The sequence below is a fragment of the Methylorubrum thiocyanatum genome (assembly GCA_014138645.1).
Lineage (GTDB): Bacteria > Pseudomonadota > Alphaproteobacteria > Rhizobiales > Beijerinckiaceae > Methylobacterium > Methylobacterium thiocyanatum.
In genome coordinates this window covers 1-18250 of record JACJIB010000001.1, presented here as the reverse complement: position 1 = coordinate 18250, position 18250 = coordinate 1, and the positions used below count along the sequence as shown (strand labels likewise).

At 66.0% G+C, this 18250-nt stretch carries 15 protein-coding genes and 1 pseudogene; 3 read left to right on the top strand and 13 right to left on the bottom strand.

What is annotated here, in order from left to right:
* Positions 1-4 precede the first annotated feature (4 nt).
* From HNR51_RS00080 to HNR51_RS00055, 6 genes and pseudogenes are all read right to left on the bottom strand, one after another.
* Positions 5-700 (bottom strand): VIT1/CCC1 transporter family protein, encoded by a 696-nt coding sequence (locus HNR51_RS00080; RefSeq protein ID WP_182553616.1) that lies wholly within the window; start codon positions 698-700, stop codon positions 5-7.
* Between the two features lie 5 nt (positions 701-705).
* Positions 706-1260, bottom strand: a complete 555-nt coding sequence (locus HNR51_RS00075) for a cytochrome b (RefSeq protein WP_182553615.1) — start codon at positions 1258-1260, stop codon at positions 706-708.
* Between the two features lie 64 nt (positions 1261-1324).
* A complete protein-coding gene (locus tag HNR51_RS00070) occupies positions 1325-2128 on the bottom strand; it encodes a Dps family protein (protein WP_182553614.1) in 804 nt (267 codons plus the stop codon).
* Positions 2129-2332: 204 nt separating this feature from the next.
* Positions 2333-3090, bottom strand: a pseudogene (locus tag HNR51_RS26900) (peroxidase family protein); the annotation flags it as partial.
* Positions 3091-3594: 504 nt separating this feature from the next.
* A complete protein-coding gene (locus HNR51_RS00060) occupies positions 3595-4977 on the bottom strand; it encodes a sensor histidine kinase (RefSeq protein ID WP_182553613.1) in 1383 nt (460 codons plus the stop codon).
* Complete coding sequence (locus HNR51_RS00055; protein ID WP_182553612.1) at positions 4970-5647, bottom strand: response regulator transcription factor; 678 nt, start codon at positions 5645-5647, stop codon at positions 4970-4972. Before HNR51_RS00055 ends, HNR51_RS00060 begins: the two co-directional genes overlap by 8 nt.
* Before the next feature lie 317 nt (positions 5648-5964).
* On the opposite strand from HNR51_RS00055, the gene HNR51_RS00050 reads away from it, so the two are divergent.
* From HNR51_RS00050 to HNR51_RS00040, 3 genes are all read left to right on the top strand, one after another.
* Entirely contained in the window at positions 5965-7203 is a 1239-nt protein-coding gene (locus tag HNR51_RS00050) for an efflux RND transporter periplasmic adaptor subunit (protein WP_239681638.1), read from the top strand.
* Positions 7204-7210: 7 nt separating this feature from the next.
* The gene (locus HNR51_RS00045) at positions 7211-10351 is read left to right on the top strand and encodes an efflux RND transporter permease subunit (protein ID WP_182553610.1); all 3141 of its coding nucleotides are present in this window, start codon (positions 7211-7213) and stop codon (positions 10349-10351) included.
* A gap of 118 nt (positions 10352-10469) precedes the next feature.
* Positions 10470-10685: a hypothetical protein gene (locus HNR51_RS00040; RefSeq protein ID WP_182554026.1), complete on the top strand. Its 216-nt coding sequence runs from the start codon at positions 10470-10472 to the stop codon at positions 10683-10685.
* Between the two features lie 63 nt (positions 10686-10748).
* Here the strand turns inward: HNR51_RS00040 and HNR51_RS00035 are convergent, their stop codons facing one another.
* The 7 genes from HNR51_RS00035 to HNR51_RS00005 form a co-directional block, all read right to left on the bottom strand.
* A complete protein-coding gene (locus HNR51_RS00035; protein WP_182553609.1) occupies positions 10749-11450 on the bottom strand; it encodes a sigma-70 family RNA polymerase sigma factor in 702 nt (233 codons plus the stop codon).
* A gap of 539 nt (positions 11451-11989) precedes the next feature.
* On the bottom strand, positions 11990-12859 hold the full coding sequence (locus HNR51_RS00030; protein ID WP_182553608.1) for a LysR family transcriptional regulator: 870 nt from the start codon (positions 12857-12859) through the stop codon (positions 11990-11992).
* Between the two features lie 25 nt (positions 12860-12884).
* Positions 12885-13904: a phosphonate dehydrogenase gene (locus HNR51_RS00025; RefSeq protein WP_182553607.1), complete on the bottom strand. Its 1020-nt coding sequence runs from the start codon at positions 13902-13904 to the stop codon at positions 12885-12887.
* Between the two features lie 8 nt (positions 13905-13912).
* Complete coding sequence (gene phnE, locus HNR51_RS00020; RefSeq protein WP_182553606.1) at positions 13913-14746, bottom strand: phosphonate ABC transporter, permease protein PhnE; 834 nt, start codon at positions 14744-14746, stop codon at positions 13913-13915.
* A 3-nt stretch (positions 14747-14749) separates the two neighbouring features.
* Positions 14750-15622, bottom strand: coding sequence for a phosphate/phosphite/phosphonate ABC transporter substrate-binding protein (gene phnD, locus HNR51_RS00015; RefSeq protein ID WP_182553605.1), 873 nt, complete (start codon positions 15620-15622; stop codon positions 14750-14752).
* Positions 15623-15634: 12 nt separating this feature from the next.
* The gene (phnC, locus tag HNR51_RS00010) at positions 15635-16444 is read right to left on the bottom strand and encodes a phosphonate ABC transporter ATP-binding protein (protein ID WP_182553604.1); all 810 of its coding nucleotides are present in this window, start codon (positions 16442-16444) and stop codon (positions 15635-15637) included.
* A gap of 412 nt (positions 16445-16856) precedes the next feature.
* On the bottom strand, positions 16857-17885 hold the full coding sequence (locus HNR51_RS00005; RefSeq protein WP_009867220.1) for an IS110-like element ISMmg2 family transposase: 1029 nt from the start codon (positions 17883-17885) through the stop codon (positions 16857-16859).
* Between the last annotated feature and the right edge of the window lie 365 nt (positions 17886-18250).

The window sequence follows — 18250 nt, the reverse complement described above, 5'->3', positions numbered from 1 at the left end:
TTCCCTATACGGCTTTGCCGACGAGGTGGCCGATGCCGGCCGTGACAGCCATCGCGGCGGCGCCCCAGAAGGCCACCCGTGCGGTCGCCCGCGGGATGGCGGCGCCCCCAGCCTTGGCCCCAAGCGCGCCGAGCACCGCCAGGAACACTAGCGAAGCGGCGGATACCGAGTAGACGACGATGTTAGCCGGTGAGACCGCGGCCACGAGCAGCGGCAGAGCCGCCCCGGCCGAGAACGTCGCCGCCGACGTCAGAGCCGCTTGGATCGGGCGCGCCGTGGTAAATTCGGAGATGCCGAGCTCGTCCCGGGCATGGGCGCCGAGCGCGTCCTTCGCCATGAGTTGGTCCGCAACCCTGAGGGCAAGGTCGTGGTCGAGACCGCGGGCGACGTAGATTCCTGCAAGTTCCTCACGCTCTGCCGAAGGGTCCTCAGCGAGCTCGCGTCGTTCCCTTGCGAGATCGGCTTGTTCGGTATCGGATTGCGAACTCACCGAGACGTACTCGCCGGCCGCCATCGACATCGCCCCGGCGACTAGACCGGCCGTCCCGGCGATGAGGATCTCCCCGGAGGCTGCGGCGGACGCGGCGACGCCGACGATGAGGCTCGCCGTCGAGACGAGGCCGTCGTTGGCGCCGAGGACAGCGGCACGCAGCCAGCCCACACGGTCGATGAGGTGGTTTTCCTTATGGGACGCAAGCATCGTTCCTAGAATCTCTCGTATGGGGCGGAAGAAGCGCGTCCCGGGAGGATGCGGCGCAAAACGGTGTCGTGCCAGAGGTAATGATGGATCAGGGCGGCCGCGGTGTGGAAGGCGGCGACCACCATCAGGACGTTGGCAGCGAGACCGTGCCAATGGGTTAGCAGCCGGCGCCATTCCGGGTCGCCGAGGGCCGGCAGAGCGAGCGGGCCGATTAACGTGACACCGCGCACGAAGGCATTTGCGATCCCAAGGCCCGCGATGACCAGGAGCAACAGGTAGAGCGCAAGATGGGTCGCCTTGGCGAGAACATGCAGGGGGCCTGAATTATCGACCGGAAGCTTACGCCCTTTCGTTTGCCGCCAGATCAGCAACATGGCGATGACACCGGTGAACGCAAATCCTAGGACGAAGTGGGCGGACCAGATCCCGGACCGGAGAGCGCCCTTGGGCACGAGGTCTTCCAGGAAGGTGCCGATGAGCCATAGGACCAGCACCAGGCCGCCCGTGAGCCAGTGCAGGGCGATAGTGGTTCCGTCGTAGGACGTCTCTCGTGAGGTCATGTCGTATCCGATCTCGAAGGGCGCACGCCCCTACCTCGGAGGGTACGGACGTGTGCCCGGTGCATCAGGGCTTCGAAGGCGCCTGCGGTGCAAGGTCGATGGGCTTGTTGTCGTTGAGGTCCCAGCCCGTGTTCGGATCGGACTTGGTGCGCTGGACCTGGGCGCGCATCTGCCACTGGTACTTGGCGATGCCGTGCTCGACCTCCTGAAGCAGGTTGGACGTCGTCGGGTCGACCTTCTCCGTGGCCTTGATGGCCGCGTTCACCTCCTCGCCGACCCTTTTGTAGGCGTTCATGAACCACGACAGGATCTGGGCGTCATCGAGGAAGCCGCCGGGAATCTCTGGAACGCCGGAGGTCTTCACGATGGTGTTGGCGCGGCCGTCGGCCGACGATCCGACGGCGAGCAGGCGCTCGGCGATGGTGTCGGCGTATTTGGACAGGCCCTCGTAGTGCTCCTGCAGAAGCAGGTGCAGCGGGTAATACAGCGTGCCGGAGGCGTTCCAGTGCGCCTGCTTAGTCTGGAGTTGGAGCTGCTGCAGCTCGGTCAGGGTCTGCTGGAGGGCTGCGACATCCTTCTTGATCGCATCGGCGTCGCCGTCGAGGCTGATAATCGGAAGCGTCGTCATCTCGTTGGTCGGGAAGGCGCCGACCGGCTGCGGGCTGGTCATCTTGGTCTGCGAGGCGCCGCGGACATCGTCGGTGCTTTTGGCGGTCTGCTGATCCGCCTGGGCAAAGTCGATCCGCGACAGGACCTTCACCGCGCTCGGGGGCGGCGGCGCGAGGGTTGGCGTTCCGTTGGCGAGGACGGGAAGCGGCAGGGCCGTCCCGACAAGGAGCATGGCTGAGAGGAAACGGGCATTCTTCATGGGGTGTCGATCTGATCTTGGTGCGTGCACCGCCTTGGTGGGCGATGAGGACCTGGAAAACGAACGCAGTTTGGAAGCGTTCGAAAATGACATCGAATTTAGGATTTCGCCGCATGCCCCGCGGACATGAGAATGGCGGAGCATCCTACCCTGAATGCCCCGCCATTCACTCCTCAAGGGATGCCTTTTTTTAGCCTAAATCGATCAGGATCGGACGTCGTAGCGGTCAGGCATCATGACCTTGTCCCAGACCTTGGCGAAATTCTCTGCGAACCGGGTTACACCGTCGCTGCCGGCATAGACCTCGGCCACAGAGCGGAGCTGGGCATTCGACCCGAACACCAGAACGCAGCGCGTCGCGGTGAACTTCGCCGCGCCGCTGGCCCGGTCGACGAGCTCGAAGGCCATACCCGTCTCGTCGGTCTTGCGTCATTCGAGGTCAACGCTGGTCGGGTTCACGAAGAAGTTGTTCGACAGCACGCCGACCCGGTCGGTGAAGAGGCCGTGCTTCGAGCCGTCGTGGTTGGCCCCGCGGGCCCGCTGGCCGCCGACCAAGGCAACTCACTCGGGGGCGGTGAGAGACAGGAGATATGCCTTGTCAAGGAAGAGCTCTTCCGGCGAGACGCGTCCCGACGTGATGGGCGCATAACCGTCGGCCACGTAGTTCCGGAAGCCGTCCACGACGGGCTTGAGCCACGTGAACATCTCGATGTTGATCAGCTCCTGCCGGGTGTCGACGCGACCCGGGGTGAAGGGCACCGTCGCGGGATGGCCACCGTCGGCGAGCGCCTTCTCGATGGCGGCGCAGCCGTCGAGCACGATGAGATCGGCGAAGGACAGCTTCCTGGCGCCCCCCGTCGGTTGAACGTGTCGGCGATTTGCCGGAGCGCGGCCACCACCGGCACGGTGCGCCGGTTGATCGCCTAGTCCTACTGGGGCGCGAGCGCCAGCCGACCGCTATTAGTCATCGAGGTCCCGACGCGAAGCGGGTCATGCCGTTGGCGCCGGAAGAACCCATGGCGCCCAAGCCTTGGCCATTCCCATCTGGAGGCCTTCAGTCCTTGCCGCCATGGCATTCCATTGCCGGCGGGGCTGTCGAGCAGTTCAACTTGCAAGTCTGGTCCGCCCTGCAATACCATTGCAGTGACCCCCGACTGATGCAGGAACCCCCACAGTGCTTGTGGGGAACACCGACCGGCTCGGAGAAGGACAATGGAGGGTCGTTTCGGACTGGGTTGGAACCCGCCGTCCCGGACGTTTGCATCGACGCGAACGCAAGGATCGCGCAGGCCCACTTCCGGGCCGCATAAGAATGCTTCGACATCATCCGAGCGATCTCGCACCCAAATGCAGATTAGAACAATTCTTAAAATTATATTCATTTTTCGTTGCGCGTCTTGACGGATTGCGCCCGGTGATACGCCTCCCCCGACGCCATGCCTGTTCTCCGACGACAGGCTCGACGTTCAGCCTGTCACCGAGGCATGACGTTCCAACGCCGGGCATGCCATCTCGAAGCGACATCCCCCGTGGGGACCATCACCTACGCTGAGCGGAAATCCGTGCAGCTTGGCGATGGCTGCAACGAGGCCAAGGCCGAGCCCGTTGCCTTGCGTCTGCCTGGCACGTTCCGCACGATAGAACCGCTTGAAGACATGGTTGCGTTCGTCGGCGGGAATGCCCGGACCCGTGTCTTCCACGGACACCACGGGAACGCCGTCGCGCCGAGCGAGGCCGATCCCGACACGGCCTCCGGTCGGGGTGAACTTGATCGCGTTGTCGAGGAGGTTCGAGATCGCCTCGAAGATGAGGCTGCGGTCGCCCCGAACGGCGGACGCTTCCCCCTCGATGCGGACGCCGAGGGCGATTCCCTTCTCGTCGGCCAAGGGTTCGAACAACTCCGCGGCCTCGCTCACAACGAGCCGTAGGTCGACCGGGCCGAAGGCGGCGCAGCGCCGTCCGTGCTCGATCTCGCCGATGCGCAGGACCGCCGTTACCATCTCCAACGTCTGGTCGATCCAGACGAGGCCCTGGTCCACCGCCTGGCGCAGTTCCTCGATGTCACGGGCTTGGTCCCGGCCCCGCTCAAGACGCAGCCGTAAGCGGGTGAGCGGCGTTCGAAGATCGTGCGCGACGGCGTCGCCCACCCCGCGCACCTCCTCAACGAGGCGCTCGATCTCGGCGAGCATGCCGTTGACGTCGCGCGCCAAGCGGTCGAATTCGTCTCCCGCCTCGCCGACCGGCAGGCGCTGGCGCAAGTCGCCCCGCATCACCTGTGCGACCGCCGCTTCCGTGGATGCCAGACGTCGCCGGGCGCGTCCGGCGAGCAGGACGCCGCCGAGGATCGAGAAGGCCATCGTCGGGACGAGGGCGAGGCCCAGCGCTCGGATCACCGTTGCCTTGGCGCGGTCGATCTCGTCGGTGTCGTGGGCCACGACCACGATGCTGCCGTCGTTCAAGGCCACGGCCGCCGACCAGAGTTCCTCGTTCAGGCGCCGTCCCGCGATGGCGACCTGCGCCCCGATCCGGTGGACCTCGCCATCCACCGGCAGGCTTGGCGGCCGCGCATCGAGGTTTCCTGCGAGCCTGCTACCATCGGCCCCGAACAGACCGGCGAAGTGGACGCTGTGTAGGTCCTCGCTGATCCATGTCTCGATGCGGTTGACCGCTTTCGCGGGCTCGCGGGCGGCATAGTGCGCCTCGTGGCGCAGGACCTGGGCGAGCTCGTCCTGCATGAACGCGGCGGTCTGCCAGTACACGAAGGCGAACAGCAGCAACGACAGCAGGGTCGACCATAGGGCGATGGCGAGCGCCCAGCGGAATGCGAAGGAACTGACGAGCCTAGACATCGGGGGACAGGGTAAAGCCCTCTCCCCGGACGTTATGGATGAGCATCGGCTCGCCTTCGGTCTCAAGCTTCTTGCGCAGGCGTCCGAGATGCACGTCGATGAGGTTGGATTTGGGAGTGAACCGGTAGTTCCACACCTCCTCGAACATCATTGCCCGGGTCACGACCTGCCCGGGCCGTCGCATAAGGTATTCGAGCAGCTTGAGCTCGCGCGGCAGCAGGTCGAGGTCGCGCTGGCCCCTGCGACCGGTGCGGGCGATGAGGTCGAGCTCCAGCGTCCCCACCCTGAGGACCGTCTCGCGAATGTCGGTCGGACGCCGTAGCAAGGCCTCGATCCTGGCCGCGAGTTCGGCGAGGACGAAGGGCTTGCCGAGATAGTCGTCGCCCCCGGCGCGCAGGCCCCGGATACGCTCGTCGACATCGCCGAGCGCGCTCAGGACAAGGGCGGGTGTGCGGTCCCCGGCGCCCCGGAGGTCCCGCAGCAGGGTAAGTCCGTCCAGGCCCGGAAGCATGCGGTCGAGGATGATGGCGTTCCACCCGCCCGAACGGGCTGCGACCGCACCGTCCGGGCCGGTGGCCGCCCATGCAACCTCATGCCCACGCCCATGCAGGTCGCCGAGAATTTCCTCGGCCGTCGCGGCATCGTCCTCGATCAGAAGCAGCTTGGCCAACCCGGTCCACTCCCGGGCTCAACGCCCCCGTCCCGGTGCCTGATGTGGTTCGGGACAACGCTCATGACCACGAGTGTGAACGCGAATTTAATGGTGTGGGTGTCGCCCCGTCCTATGTCTTGGAATGAATCTAATCGACGGAAGATAACGTGCTGCTGGAGGCGGAGACGGACGTGCTTGGGAGCGGCGAGGGAGGGATCGCCGGTCGTGGCCAGGCGTGCGAGCGCTCGGACTTCGAGGGATCGAGCGCGGCAGGAGTGTCCGTCGGGTACGCCCCATCCGTTCAGACCCCTAGGGGGATGAGGCCTCGGTCCTTGTTGGCCGTATTCGCTTGCCTGATCGCGGCCGCATCGGCAGGCTGGTGGTATCGCGAGGCCGCCAAGCCCTACTTCGAACCCGTGCTGGGCCTCATCGGTCTTGCCCCCGCCGCACCTGACACTGTGCCGAGCCCGAATGGGGCCGCTTCCGAACAGCCGACCGAGGACAACGTCGTCCGCCTCGATGCCGATGGGCAACGCCGCCTCGGACTGGCCTTCGGGCAATCCGAGACCCGCCGGATCATCCTGCCCGTGCGGACCCCCGGCATGGTCGCCTTTGATGAGCGCCGGGTGACCCGCCTCAAGCCGCGCACCGCGGGCCGGGTGCTGAGCTTGTCCGTGCAACCCGGCGACCGGGTGAAGGCCGGCCAGACGCTGGCGACCCTCGATGCCTCCGGCGTCCTCGACGCTCGCAGCGGCCTGGCCGCCGCCCAGGCCAGCCTCGGAGAGGCCCAGGCGACGGAAAAGGTCGCCGAGACCAACCTCAAGCGCGGCAGCGACCTCGTGAAGATGGGCGGGGTCGCCCAGGCCGAGGTCGACCGGCGCCAAGTCGATCTCGCGAAAGCGCATGCGGCCACCCTCTCGGCGCATGCGCAGGTCGACCTCTACCGGGCGCAGTACGAGCGTCTGGCACCCGCGCCTGGACAGGCCCCCGGCACCAGCGCCATCGTCTCGCCGATTGACGGCGTGGTCACGGCCGCCGGCATTACCCTGGGCGAAGTCGTCGACACGAACCGCGACGCCTTCACTGTGGCGGACCCATCGCAGATCCAGGTCCTGGCCAACCTCTACGGGCACGACATTGCCACCGTGAAGGAAGGCGACCGAGCGACCATCGAGGCTCCTGTCGCGGCGCATCCGCGCTTCGAGGGCCGTGTGCGTTCGGTCAATGCGGCCATCGACCCGATGACCAATACCGCCCCGGCCCGGATCGAGATCGCCAATCCTGACGGGAGCCTGCGCGCTAACATGTTCGTGTCCGTGGAGATCGCCGCCGATCTCGGGCGCGACGGCCTCACGGTGCCGGCCGCTGCGATCCAGCAGACGGAGGGTGGTCCCATCGCCTTCGTGCGCATCGGCGACGACCGTTTCGAGAAACGGGACGTCACGCTCGGGGTCCAGCGGACCGACTGGGTCGAGGTGAGATCCGGAATCCAGTTCGGCGAAACGGTGGCGACGCAGGGCAGCTTCGGGCTTAAGGCGATCCTGATGCGCGCGCTGCTAGGCTCGACGGATTGAGGGCCCGATGAACGCCTGGTTCGCCCTCCTCATCCGCCGCCGCTGGCTCGTCCTGGTCCTGGCCTTGGCCGGGGCCGTCGGCGGCATCGTCAATCTCGAAGGCCTGTCCATCGACGCGGTCCCGGACGTCTCCCCGAAGCAGGTAATGGTCCTGACCCTGTCGCCGGGCCTCGGCCCCCTGGAGGTCGAGCGGCTGGTCAGCTTTCCGGTCGAGAACGCCATGGCCGGTGCCCCGGGACTGACCGGTATCCGGTCGACCTCGCGCTACGGCGTCTCGGCCGTCTACGTCACCTTCGACGATTCCATGTCGATCACCGAGGCGCGCGCGCAGGTGTTCCAGCGCCTGCCTCTGGCGAAGACCATGATGCCGGCCGGCGTCGGCGATCCCGAGATGGGGCCGATGGCGACGGGTCTTGGCGAAATCTACCAGTTCGAGGTGCGCGGCCCGGGCTACTCGCCGATGGCGCTTAAGCGCATCCTGCAATGGACCATCGCGCCAAAGCTCAAGCTCACGCCCGGGATCGCCGACGTGAACATTTACGGCGGACAGATGCCGACCTACGAAGTCCGCATCGCCGCCGAGAGCCTGCACCGCTACGGCGTAACGATGGGCCAAGTCTACACGGCGCTGTCCGAGAACAACGCCGCGCGGGGCGGCGCCTACATCGAGCACAACGACCAGCAGGAGGTGATCCGCGGCCTCGGCTTGGCTAAGGACACGAAAGATCTTGCCAACATCGTCGTGACGACAGGCCCCGGCGGCGTGCCGGTGACGGTCGCCACCTTGGGCGAGGTGGTCGAGGCGCCCAAGGTTCGCCTCGGGGCGGTGACGCATGACGCCGCCGGTGAGACTGTGGTCGGCATCGCCATGATGCAGCAGGGTGAGAACGCCAGCGCCGCGGTCGTGGCCGTGAAGCAGACCATCGAGGCCTTGCGTCCGCAACTGCCGCCGGGCGTCGAGATCGTGCCGTACTACGACCGCAGCACCCTGGTGGCGCGAACCATCCGCACCGTCGAGCACAACCTCATGGAGGGGGCGGTGCTCGTCATCGTCGTGCTGCTGCTCCTTCTCGGCAACCTTCGTGCCGGCCTCGTGGTGGCGGCCGCGATACCGCTGTCGATGCTCATGGCCTTCGCGGGCATGCGGCTGTTCGGGCTCTCCGGCAACCTGATGAGTCTGGGCGCCATCGACTTCGGCCTCATCGTCGACGGCGCCGTGGTGATGATCGAGAACGTCCTGCGCGCCCGGGGCGAGCACCCCGAACGCCCGGCCGAGGAAGTGATCCGCAAGGCGACCGTGGAGGTGGCACGTCCGATCCTGTTCGCGGTCGCCATCATCATCATGGTCTACCTGCCCATCCTCGCCCTCGAAGGGGTCGCCGGCAAGATGTTCCGGCCGATGGCACTGACCGTCATCCTGGCGCTCGCCGGCTCGCTCGTGCTGACGATGACGCTGATGCCGGCGCTGGCCGCCATCGTACTGGCCGGCCCCGGCATCGGCGAGCGCGAGACCCGCCTCGTCCACTGGGTACGCGGCGCCTACACCCCGGTCCTGCGGCTCGCCGAGCGCCGCACCGGCCTGACCGTCCTCGTGACCCTCGGTCTCTTCGTCGGGAGTTGCTGGCTGGCGACGCGGCTCGGCGGCGAGTTCCTGCCCAAGCTCTCGGAGGGCTCCATCGTCATCACCTCGGAGAAGCTGCCGGGCATCAACCTCGACGCCTCCCTCAAGGTCATGCACCGCATCGAGGAGACCCTGAAGTCATTCCCGGAGGTGAAGCGCGTCGTCTCGCTGACCGGCAGCGCCGAGATCCCCACCGACCCGATGGGCGTCGAGTCCACCGACAGCTTCATCACGCTCTCCGACCCCTCGACCTGGACCACGGCAACCACCCAGGAGGGACTCGTGGCCGCCCTCGACAAGCGTCTGCGCGCGGAGGTGCCGGGGGTGTCCTACGCGTTCTCGCAGCCGATCCAGATGCGGATGGACGACCTGCTGGAGGGCGTGCGGGGCGACGTCGCGATCAGCCTCTACGGCGACGACCTCGCGGTTCTCAAGGACAAGGCCGACGCCATCGTGCGGGCGGTCTCGGGCGTCTCGGGGGCGGCCGACGTGAAGGCCGAGGCGCAGGCCGGCATGCCCGCGCTCTCCATCCAGGTCGACCGGGCGGCAGCCGCTCGCTACGGCGTCAACGTCAGCGACGTCCTCGACGTGGTGGAGAGCATCGGCGGCCGCACCGCCGGCATGATCTACGGCGACGACAACTCCATCACCGATATAGTGGTCCGGCTGAAATCTGGGGACCGCAGCGACATCGAACGCATCCGCGACCTGCCGATCGGCCGCAACGGCAAGGCACTGGTGCCCCTGTCGTTGGTCGCCTCGGTGGAGGTGGCGACGGGTCCCGCCCAGATCAGCCGCGAGAAGCTCCAGCGGCGCATCTCCGTCCAGGCCAACGTGCGCGGGCGCGACGTCCAGAGCTTCGTGACTGACGCGCAGGCCGCGGTTAAAGCGCAGGTCACTCTGCCGCCGCGCTACTCCCTGCAGTGGAGCGGCCAGTTCCAGAACCTGCAGGAGGCCACAGCCCGGCTCTCGGTCGTCGTTCCGGCCGCGATGGCGGCGATCCTGGTGCTGCTCGTCGTGATGTTCGGCGACGTCCGCCTCGCCGGGCTGATCTTCCTCAACGTGCCCGTGGCTGCCACCGGCGGCATCGTCGCCCTATACCTGCGCGACCTGCCATTCTCGATCTCGGCGGCCATCGGATTCATCGCCACCTTCGGCATCGCCATCCTGAACGGCGTGGTGCTGACGAGCTACATCCGCGACCTCGAACGGGTCGGCCTCGATGCGCGAGAGGCGGCGACCCGAGCCGCCGAGATGCGCCTGCGCCCGGTCCTGATGACGGCGCTGGTGGCGGCGCTGGGGTTCCTGCCGATGGCGCTCTCGACGAGTGCCGGCGCCGAGGTGCAGCGTCCCCTGGCCACGGTGGTGATCGGCGGCCTCATCACCGCAACCCTGCTCACGCTCGTCGTGCTTCCCGCCGTCTATCCCTACCTGGCGCATCTTCGGCTCCCCTGGCGCCGTCGCGACCAGGACGAGCCATCCGGCCTGGGAGCGAAAGGCGGCCAGCGCGCGGACGTCGATGGCTAGAGGCCTTCGGACCGGCAACGGGCCTACCGTCCTCGTGGGGGTCCTAATCCTGGCTGCTGGCGCCCGACCCGCGCCCGCTGCGGATTTCGATTGCGCAGGATTCCTCAGGATGCACGGGATGCTCCGCAAGGCGTCGGCAGCCTGCGGTTTCGCGTCCTACAATCCCACCATCGTGGATCGGGCACGCACCTGCTTCGATGCGCTTGGTAGCCGGCGCGGCGCCGAGGCGATGCATACGGGCGCGGCCGAGTTCGAGCGCTGGCAGTTCATACGCAACTACGACGCCCTCTGCGGAACCCTGGCCGCCAAGTTTCCGATGGTCGTCAAGCCGTAGGCCGGGAGTCGCAAGTTCGACGGCTACCTGATTTGACCCCAGGGCAGCCTGGCGGATCTTGGATCAAGCAAGCGCATCGGTAGACGCCGCATCCCCAAGTCCGAGGACCTCGGAGAGGTAGGCGCGGGCCCGACTGACCCGGCTCTTCACCGTGCCGACCTTGCACTTGAGCACCTCAGCGGCCTCCTCGTAGGTGTAGCCCTCTGCTCCCACCATCATCAGGGCGATCCGCTGGGCCTCGGGAATGCCGGCGAGCCGATCCTGGAGGCCCCTCAGGCTCACCACCCCTTCCTGCTCGGGCGGGGCGACGAGCGTCCCGGCATGGGTGCCGTCCGCATCCTCGACTTCACGCCTGGCCTTGCGCTTGTCGCTGTAGAACTGGTTGCGAAGGATTGTGAACAGCCACGCGTTCATGTTCGTGCCCGGCCTGAAACGATTCCGGTTGGCCCAGCCCTTCGCCAGCGTCTCCTGTACCAGGTCGTCGGCCCTGGACGCATCGCCGACAAGAGAGAACGCGAAGCCCCGCAGGGCCGGCAGCGCGCCGATCAGGGCATCCCTGAACACGTCGTCCGGACGGGTTTTCAGGGTCTCGATCCCGTCATCGAACCGTTCGACGAGGTATGCGAGCCGCTGCGGAAGCTCCGCTCCCGCCGGCAGTACGAAATAGGACTGCAATACGGTCCCGAGGTGCTTGCGGACCTGCACCCCAATGTCGACGACGTCTTCTTCGACATCCGAGCTGGTTGCGGGAAAGCTCTCATCCATCGGTCTCGCCCCTCCAAATGCGAGCCTCCTTAGAGTCGCTTAAATCTGAACGTTCGCGAAACTGGATACTAAATTCGAGTTTAATGTCCTTCGCCCGGGTCGCGTATAAGGTACCAAGGGGGGCGATAAAGTCGGCGCACCCAGACGGTTCAGTCGCTGCCGATCCCCCACAGGTACGGATCACGCCTTTCCGAAGCGCAAGCTCTGGATGTGAGTCAGAGCCAAAGTTGCACGCTGAAACACACCCAGACGGGCAGGATGCGTTCGCGACCAGCACCGTCGCGTTCGACACCAGCCTTGGCGCCGGGATCTGCCGTTCCATGCCAATGGCAGCTTTCGGAGGCTAAGCGGCTATTCCCGCAGATCTGTTCGAAGGGCCGCTTGTGGCGCACAGCCGAACAAAAGGCATGCGAACTTCTGACCTAGACCGGACTGTGGGACCGTCATCCATGAAGATGCCGATTGGCCGCGAAGCGGAATGAATAATCATGGCCCCAGCTGCCAGTCTGCGTTTTGCACCCAAATCGCCTCCGACCGGCTCAGCAGACCCAACGAGCGGTCAGGACTTCGAGGAAGCTGCTTGCCCGCGCGGTTTCAGGCAGCGGATCGCGATAAGCCGCAAAAAGATTTTTGCTGAGTTCGATGCCTTCCACAGGCAATGCGGCCAGCACTCCGTTCCGCACTTCATCTTGAACCGAGCAAGCCATGACAATCGAGATCCCCAGTCTCGCCCGCACTGCGCGCTTAACTGCTTCCGTGCTGCCGAGCTGTCGGTCGATACGGAAGCCTGCGCCGACCCCACCGAGGGCTTCGCGAAGAACACGTCCTGTCCCGCTTCCGGGTTCGCCTCCGAGCAGCGATGCGCCAGTCAGATCCTGCGGCGTCAGATGCGCCCGTCCGGCCCACTGGTGATCGGGATCCACGATGACAACGAGCGGTTCGCGACGCCATACGTGGGCATCCAGCCCGGTTCGCGCCTCCCACCATTCCAGCAGTGCAACGTCGATCTCGCCAGCTTCGAGGCGGGCAATAAGGTGAGGGTTGGTGGCAATTTCCGCGTCCGCGGTAGCAGCGTACGTTTCCTCGTACCGCCGCAGAATCTCCGGCATCAGGAAGGTGCCGATGTTGCCTGAGGCGCCGATCGCGAGCCGGCTTCCCGCAACCGCCTCCTCCGCTCGCCGGCTGACGCGGATCAACGCCTCAGCATGAGGGAGCAGGGCACGCCCCTGAGGTGTCGGACGGCACCCCGCTGGATTGCGCTCGACGAGCGTCGCACACAACGCCGTCTCCAGTTTCCGCACGTGCTGGGAGACCGTCGGCTGGGACAGGTTGAGGTGGCGGCTAGCCGCGTGGAAGCTACCCGTCGACAGGACCGCCAGGAACGTCTCCACATATTGGAGGTTCAGCACCGGCGTCCTGCCGCCCTGTCCGCGCTCAATCCTCCGCATCGAACCCGCGCAGGCGCTTGGGATCGTTTATCGCGTCCGTGGGCACTCGACCCTCCAGCGCGGCCAGAAGGTTATGTGCCGCCGCTTCCTCGATCTGGCGGCGCGTGTCGACGACACCCGAGCCGAGGTGCGGCGTGAACAGCGTTCGATCCTCGTCCGCGAGCAGTCCGGGTGCGATGCGCCGCGGGCGGTCATCCAGCGCCCAATCTTCCATCTCGAATACATCGGCAGCGTAGCCGGCGACCCGCCCCTCCGCGAGCGCGTCGGCCACAGCTGCTTCGTCCACGACCGAGCCACGACCCGCATTGACGATCCGCAGTCCGGGACTGGCGGCGGCGAGTGTGGCGGCATCAAGCATGTGGCGCGTGTCGGGTGTGAGGGGAAGCGCCAGGATCAACACGTCGCTTCGACCTACCAACGCTTCCCAAGATACCCGGCGAGCGCTGAGCTCCGCCTCTAAGGAAGCCGGAAGCGCCTGCTGATCGAAGTAGAGGAGTTCCCGCGCGCCGAAGCCCTTCAACCTTCGCGTGATGGCCCGGCCCACCTTCCCCATTCCGGCGACGCCGAGGACGCTGCCGTACAGGCCGCTGCCGTACAGCCTCGGTCGCCAGCCGTCGAAGCTGGCACGTACCGCGCGGTCGCCTGCCAGCACGTTGCGACAAAGGCCGATGGCCAAGCCAACTGCCAATTCCGCCGTCGGCTCGGTCAGGAGGTCGGGAACAGCGGTGAGCCACACGCCGGCCCGCGTGCAGGCTTCGACATCGAAATTGTCCCAGCCCTTTAGCGCGCAGGCGACCACCTTCAGGCGGGGGCAGGCCTCGAGGAAGCCTGCATCTACGCTGTCCGTCATGAAGGCGAGCAAGGCGTCCGCGTCCGAGCAGCGGCGGCGCACTTCCATCGCGGGCCAGGGCTCAGGACTTGGGTTGATGTCGACGTCGCAGTGCTTTCTTAGAAGTTCGATTGTCTCGGGGAAAACGGGGTTCGTGACGACGACCTTGAAACGCATGGAGTTTCTCACTTGAGACGGCGGCGCAGAACACCGCCCAAGGCGTCGACGAGAGTGACGGCAGCCAGGATGCACAGCATGATGGCCGCGACTTGGTCGTATTGGAGGAGGCGCAGGGAAGCGATGAGCTCGAAGCCGATGCCACCTGCGCCAACGACGCCTAGCACAGTTGAGGCCCGGAAGTTGTACTCCCAGCGATAGAGCGTCGTGTCGGTGAGTTGCGGCAGAACCTGGGGCAGCACGGCATGCGTGATGACCTGGAGGGGTGAGGCGCCGGCCGCGCGTGCCGCCTCGATCGGCTTGTGGTCAACGTGCTCGATCGCCTCGGCGAAGAACTTGCCGACCATTCCCGTGGAATGCAGTCCTAGCGCTAGAACGCCCGGCAGTGCGCCGAATCCAACGGCCGCGACGAAGAAGATGCCCATGATCAATTCGGGGACTGACCGGAGCGCGTTTAGCAGCAGCCGGAATGCGCGGTAGACGAGTGGGTGTGGGCTTGTGTTTGGGGCAGCCAGCAGCCCGAGCGGCAGGGACAATGTCACGGCGAGCACCGTGCCGGCCACACTCATCGCAAGCGTGTCGATAATGGGTCCCACCCAGGAGCGCCACCGCGTGAAGTCGGGCGGGGTCATCTCACTGAGAAGTTGCGCCATCGCGGGCGCGCCTTCGGCGAGGCGCTCTGGATCAAGGAGCCCCACCTTCCAGAGGCAGGCGAGGACGGCGGCAGTAGCCGGTAGTGCGACCAGGAGCCGTCGGATCGCCGCGCCCCGGACGCGTCCGAGAATGATGTCATAACCGTCAGCGACGTCGACCGCCGACGCACGTGAGTGCGCTTGAGCCATCGCTCAGCCCTTAACCTTCGTCAGGTCGATGTTCAGGAGCTTGGCCGTCTCTCGAAGCACGTCGTAGTCCGCGTCCGTGATGGGTGCGAAGGACTCGGCCTTGAACGGCTTCAGGATGGCCGGATCCTTCATTTCAAGAAAGGCGGCCTTGATCTTCTCCTTGAGGTTCAGCGCGAGGTCGCCGCGCACCGTCCAGGGATAGTTCGGGATCGGTCGGCTCTCCGCCACGACCTTGATCTTGGCCGGATCGATGCTCTTCTTCTCGACAAGAGAGGTGAAAATAGGCTTGCTGAGACCTCCAGCCTGCACGTGACCTGCCTGCACGGCCCGTGCGACGGCATCATGAGTGCCGAGATGCTGAAAGCTGTAGTCCTGACCGGCTTCGAGGCCGGCGTTTTTGAGCAGGGCCCGAGGGATGAGGTGGCTTGACGTGGAGGCCGTGTCGCCGAAGCCGACTGTCTTGCCCTTCACGTCCTCCGGTCGCGCAATGCCTGCCGCCACGTTGGCGATCAGATAGCTGGTGTAGGTCGGCTTCCCGCCGGACACGAGTGCCGCGAACGGTTCGATTTCCGGCGAACGGCTCTTGGCGAGCACGTAGGAGAGCGGCCCGAAGTAGGCGAGATCGATGCGCTTGAAGCGCATGGCCTCGATCATGGACGAGTAGTCGGTCGTGACCACAAGTTCGATGCGCTTGCCGAGCCCCTGTTCGAGGTAAGTCTTCAGGCCTTGGTTGTTCTGAATGATCGTCGACGCACTCTCGTCGGGCAGCAGCGCGACCTTAAGCGTGTCGGGATCCGCGCCCTGAGCCAGCGACTGTCCGGCACGCAGGAAGGCGCTCAGCGCCAGGCCGGCGCCGAAGGTACGTCTCGAAATCATGTTGGCTTTCCTTCAGGCTGTTCGTAAGGCGTAGATCGCGCCCTGCCGCGTACGAGGAGCTTCATCGACGGCGGCCAGGACCTCAGCAGGTTGTGCGTCGTAGATCCGCGACAGGTCTCCATCCGAGAGACGGGCCGGCGCACCGTCGAAGACCACTTCGCCTCCACGGACCCCGACGACTCGGTCGGCGAACTGCCGGGCCAGATCGACTTGGTGCAGGCTCACCACGGCCGAGATACCATCCGTCCGACAGATGGTGCGGAGGAGATCAAGGACTCGCGTCGCAGTGGCCGGATCCAGGCTGGCCACCGGTTCATCGGCGAGGATGAGGCGCGGCCGCTGCGCAACTGCGCGCGCGATGCCCACCCGCTGCTGCTGCCCGCCGGAGAGTAGGTCTACCCGGGTGAGGGCCCGGTCGAGGAGATCCACGCGCTCTAGCGCCTCCAATCCCAAGCGTTGATCGCACCGCGATGAGGGCCAGAGTGAGCGCAGGGTGTTCTGATGGCCAAGCCGGCCCATAAGGACGTTCGCAAGCGCGGTCATGCGGCCGATCAATTGGTGGTGCTGGAAGACCATCCCGGTTGCTGCCCGGTGGCGGCGTAGGACGGCGCGGCTCGCGGCGATGTCTCCCACCCCGGGGACGGAAACTCGGCCGTTCGTTGGGCGGACGAGGCCGTTAAGGCAACGCAGGAGCGTCGACTTGCCAGCACCCGATGGCCCCAGCAGGACCGCGAACTCGCCCTCGCGAAAAGTCAGAGTTGTCGGTCGCAACGCCTTGATGCCACCAGGATAGGTGACTTCCAGGTTTTCAACAGAGAGCATCCCGCACCCATTCGAAACGCCAATCGAAACTCCCGATTGATTGCTAATCCGAGTAGCGGGGCGACATGAAGGACGGATGACACTGTGCGCGGCCGACGACGCTATGAAATGCCGCCTCGGACCAAATTCTGTGCGATGCCGGCCGCCGAGTGTCCTGTGTGGATGGCTCCCGCATTGCAAGTGGCGAATCGAGCTTCTGGCGCGTTGGTCGGGTGCAGTCTTGTGTCCGGCCTGTTGATGCAGTCGTGCATGTTGACTGCTGGCCCTGATGGTATCCGCGAGCTGGGTCCCACTCTGCTTAGCGGGCTATGACGCCCTGGACATTCGGCGGGGTGTCCCGGCTCCCGGTCTGACCGGTTCGCCATCAACTCTCATCGTCCTCGCAACCTGGCAAAGTCTCCTCGCCGTGCTGTCAGGCGGCCATGGCCGCTGGTGCGCGGTAGGTGCCACCGCGGGTCATGATCGCCCAGGCGACCCGCGCCGTGCGATTGGCCGCCGCAACAGTCACCACGCGCACCGGCTTGCGCTGCAGCAGCGCCGGCAGCCGCGGGTCGACCGAAGTCGGCGTCGCCTTCGCGCGCCGGATCAGAGAGGTCATGCCGACCACGAGCAGGCGGCGCAGGTAACGGTCGCCCATGCGCGAGATCCGACCCAGGCGCTCCTTGCCGCCGCTGCAGTTCTGCAGCGGTGTCAGACCCAACGAGGCCGCGAACTGCCGACCGGAGCGGAAGCGCTCGGGCTCGCTCACCGAGGCGGCCAGCGCGGTCGCCGAGACGATGCCGACACCCGGGATCGTCGCCAGGCGCTGTGACAGGTCGCAGTCCCGATGCCAGGCCAGCAACTCCTTCTCCAGCCGGGTGAGCTGGATCTGCACGGCGCCGATCTGATCGGCCAGCCCATTCACTACGCGCTGGGCCAGGGGCGGCACCTCGGCCGCGTCTCCGGCTGAGAGCCGAGCTGCCAGTTCGAGCGCATGGCGCAGGCCCCGCGCCATCTCGATCCCGAACTCGGCGAGCAGACCGCGGATCATGTTCACCAGCTGCGTGCGTTGCTTGACCAGCAGGTCGCGCGTCCGGTGCAGGGCCAGCGCCGCCTGCTGCTCGGTCGACTTCACCGGCACGAAGCGCATGCTCGGGCGTGTCACCGCCTCGCAGATGGCAGCGGCATCATTCGCATCGGTTTTGCCGCGCTTGACGTACGGCTTCACGTAAGCTGGCGGCATCAGCCGCACGTCATGGCCGAGCCTCATGAGTTCCCGGGCCCAATGGTGCGCTGTGCCGCACGCCTCCATGCCGACCAGGCAGCGCGGCAGCTTGGCGAAGAACGGCACGACCTGCGCCCGCCTCAGAGCCTTGCGAACGACGACGTGCCCAGCTGCGTCGACGGCGTGAACCTGGAAGATGCTCTTGGCTAGATCGATGCCGACGGTGATGATCTCCATGGGGATGGCTCCTGCATCTGCGTGGCTGCTTCGACAGCAACCACATCCTGGCACTCAGATGCCGTCAGTCGGAGCGGGAGCCATCCACCCCATCTGCTTACGGTGGCACACCGCGCCTTCGAACCGCGCTCATGAAGGGCCTGCTTGTGGCGCACAGCCGAACAAACGGCGAGCGAACTCCTGACCCATAGCTGCCCGTTCACACCACGGCCTTCATCGTCCGCTTCGAAGCAGGAAGCGGACGTCGCAGAAGTCGTAGCAGTCCTCATGTGTTGTTGCCCCCTAAAGACCGGACAAGGTCTCCTGGGTTAATCGGGCAATGAACTCGCGCGGCGAGCGGTAGCCCAGCGCGCGATGAGGGTGAA

Bases quoted from the DNA above. Each gene is read 5' to 3' on its own strand.
- HNR51_RS00080 (WP_182553616.1), bottom strand. From the start codon at position 700: ATGCTTGCGTCCCATAAGGAAAACCACCTCATCGACCGTGTGGGCTGG.
- HNR51_RS00075 (WP_182553615.1), bottom strand. From the start codon at position 1,260: ATGACCTCACGAGAGACGTCCTACGACGGAACCACTATCGCCCTGCAC.
- HNR51_RS00070 (WP_182553614.1), bottom strand. From the start codon at position 2,128: ATGAAGAATGCCCGTTTCCTCTCAGCCATGCTCCTTGTCGGGACGGCC.
- HNR51_RS00060 (WP_182553613.1), bottom strand. From the start codon at position 4,977: ATGTCTAGGCTCGTCAGTTCCTTCGCATTCCGCTGGGCGCTCGCCATC.
- HNR51_RS00045 (WP_182553610.1), top strand. From the start codon at position 7,211: ATGAACGCCTGGTTCGCCCTCCTCATCCGCCGCCGCTGGCTCGTCCTG.
- HNR51_RS00040 (WP_182554026.1), top strand. From the start codon at position 10,470: ATGCTCCGCAAGGCGTCGGCAGCCTGCGGTTTCGCGTCCTACAATCCC.
- HNR51_RS00035 (WP_182553609.1), bottom strand. From the start codon at position 11,450: ATGGATGAGAGCTTTCCCGCAACCAGCTCGGATGTCGAAGAAGACGTC.
- HNR51_RS00025 (WP_182553607.1), bottom strand. From the start codon at position 13,904: ATGCGTTTCAAGGTCGTCGTCACGAACCCCGTTTTCCCCGAGACAATC.
- phnE (WP_182553606.1), bottom strand. From the start codon at position 14,746: ATGGCTCAAGCGCACTCACGTGCGTCGGCGGTCGACGTCGCTGACGGT.
- phnD (WP_182553605.1), bottom strand. From the start codon at position 15,622: ATGATTTCGAGACGTACCTTCGGCGCCGGCCTGGCGCTGAGCGCCTTC.
- phnC (WP_182553604.1), bottom strand. From the start codon at position 16,444: ATGCTCTCTGTTGAAAACCTGGAAGTCACCTATCCTGGTGGCATCAAG.
- HNR51_RS00005 (WP_009867220.1), bottom strand. From the start codon at position 17,885: ATGGAGATCATCACCGTCGGCATCGATCTAGCCAAGAGCATCTTCCAG.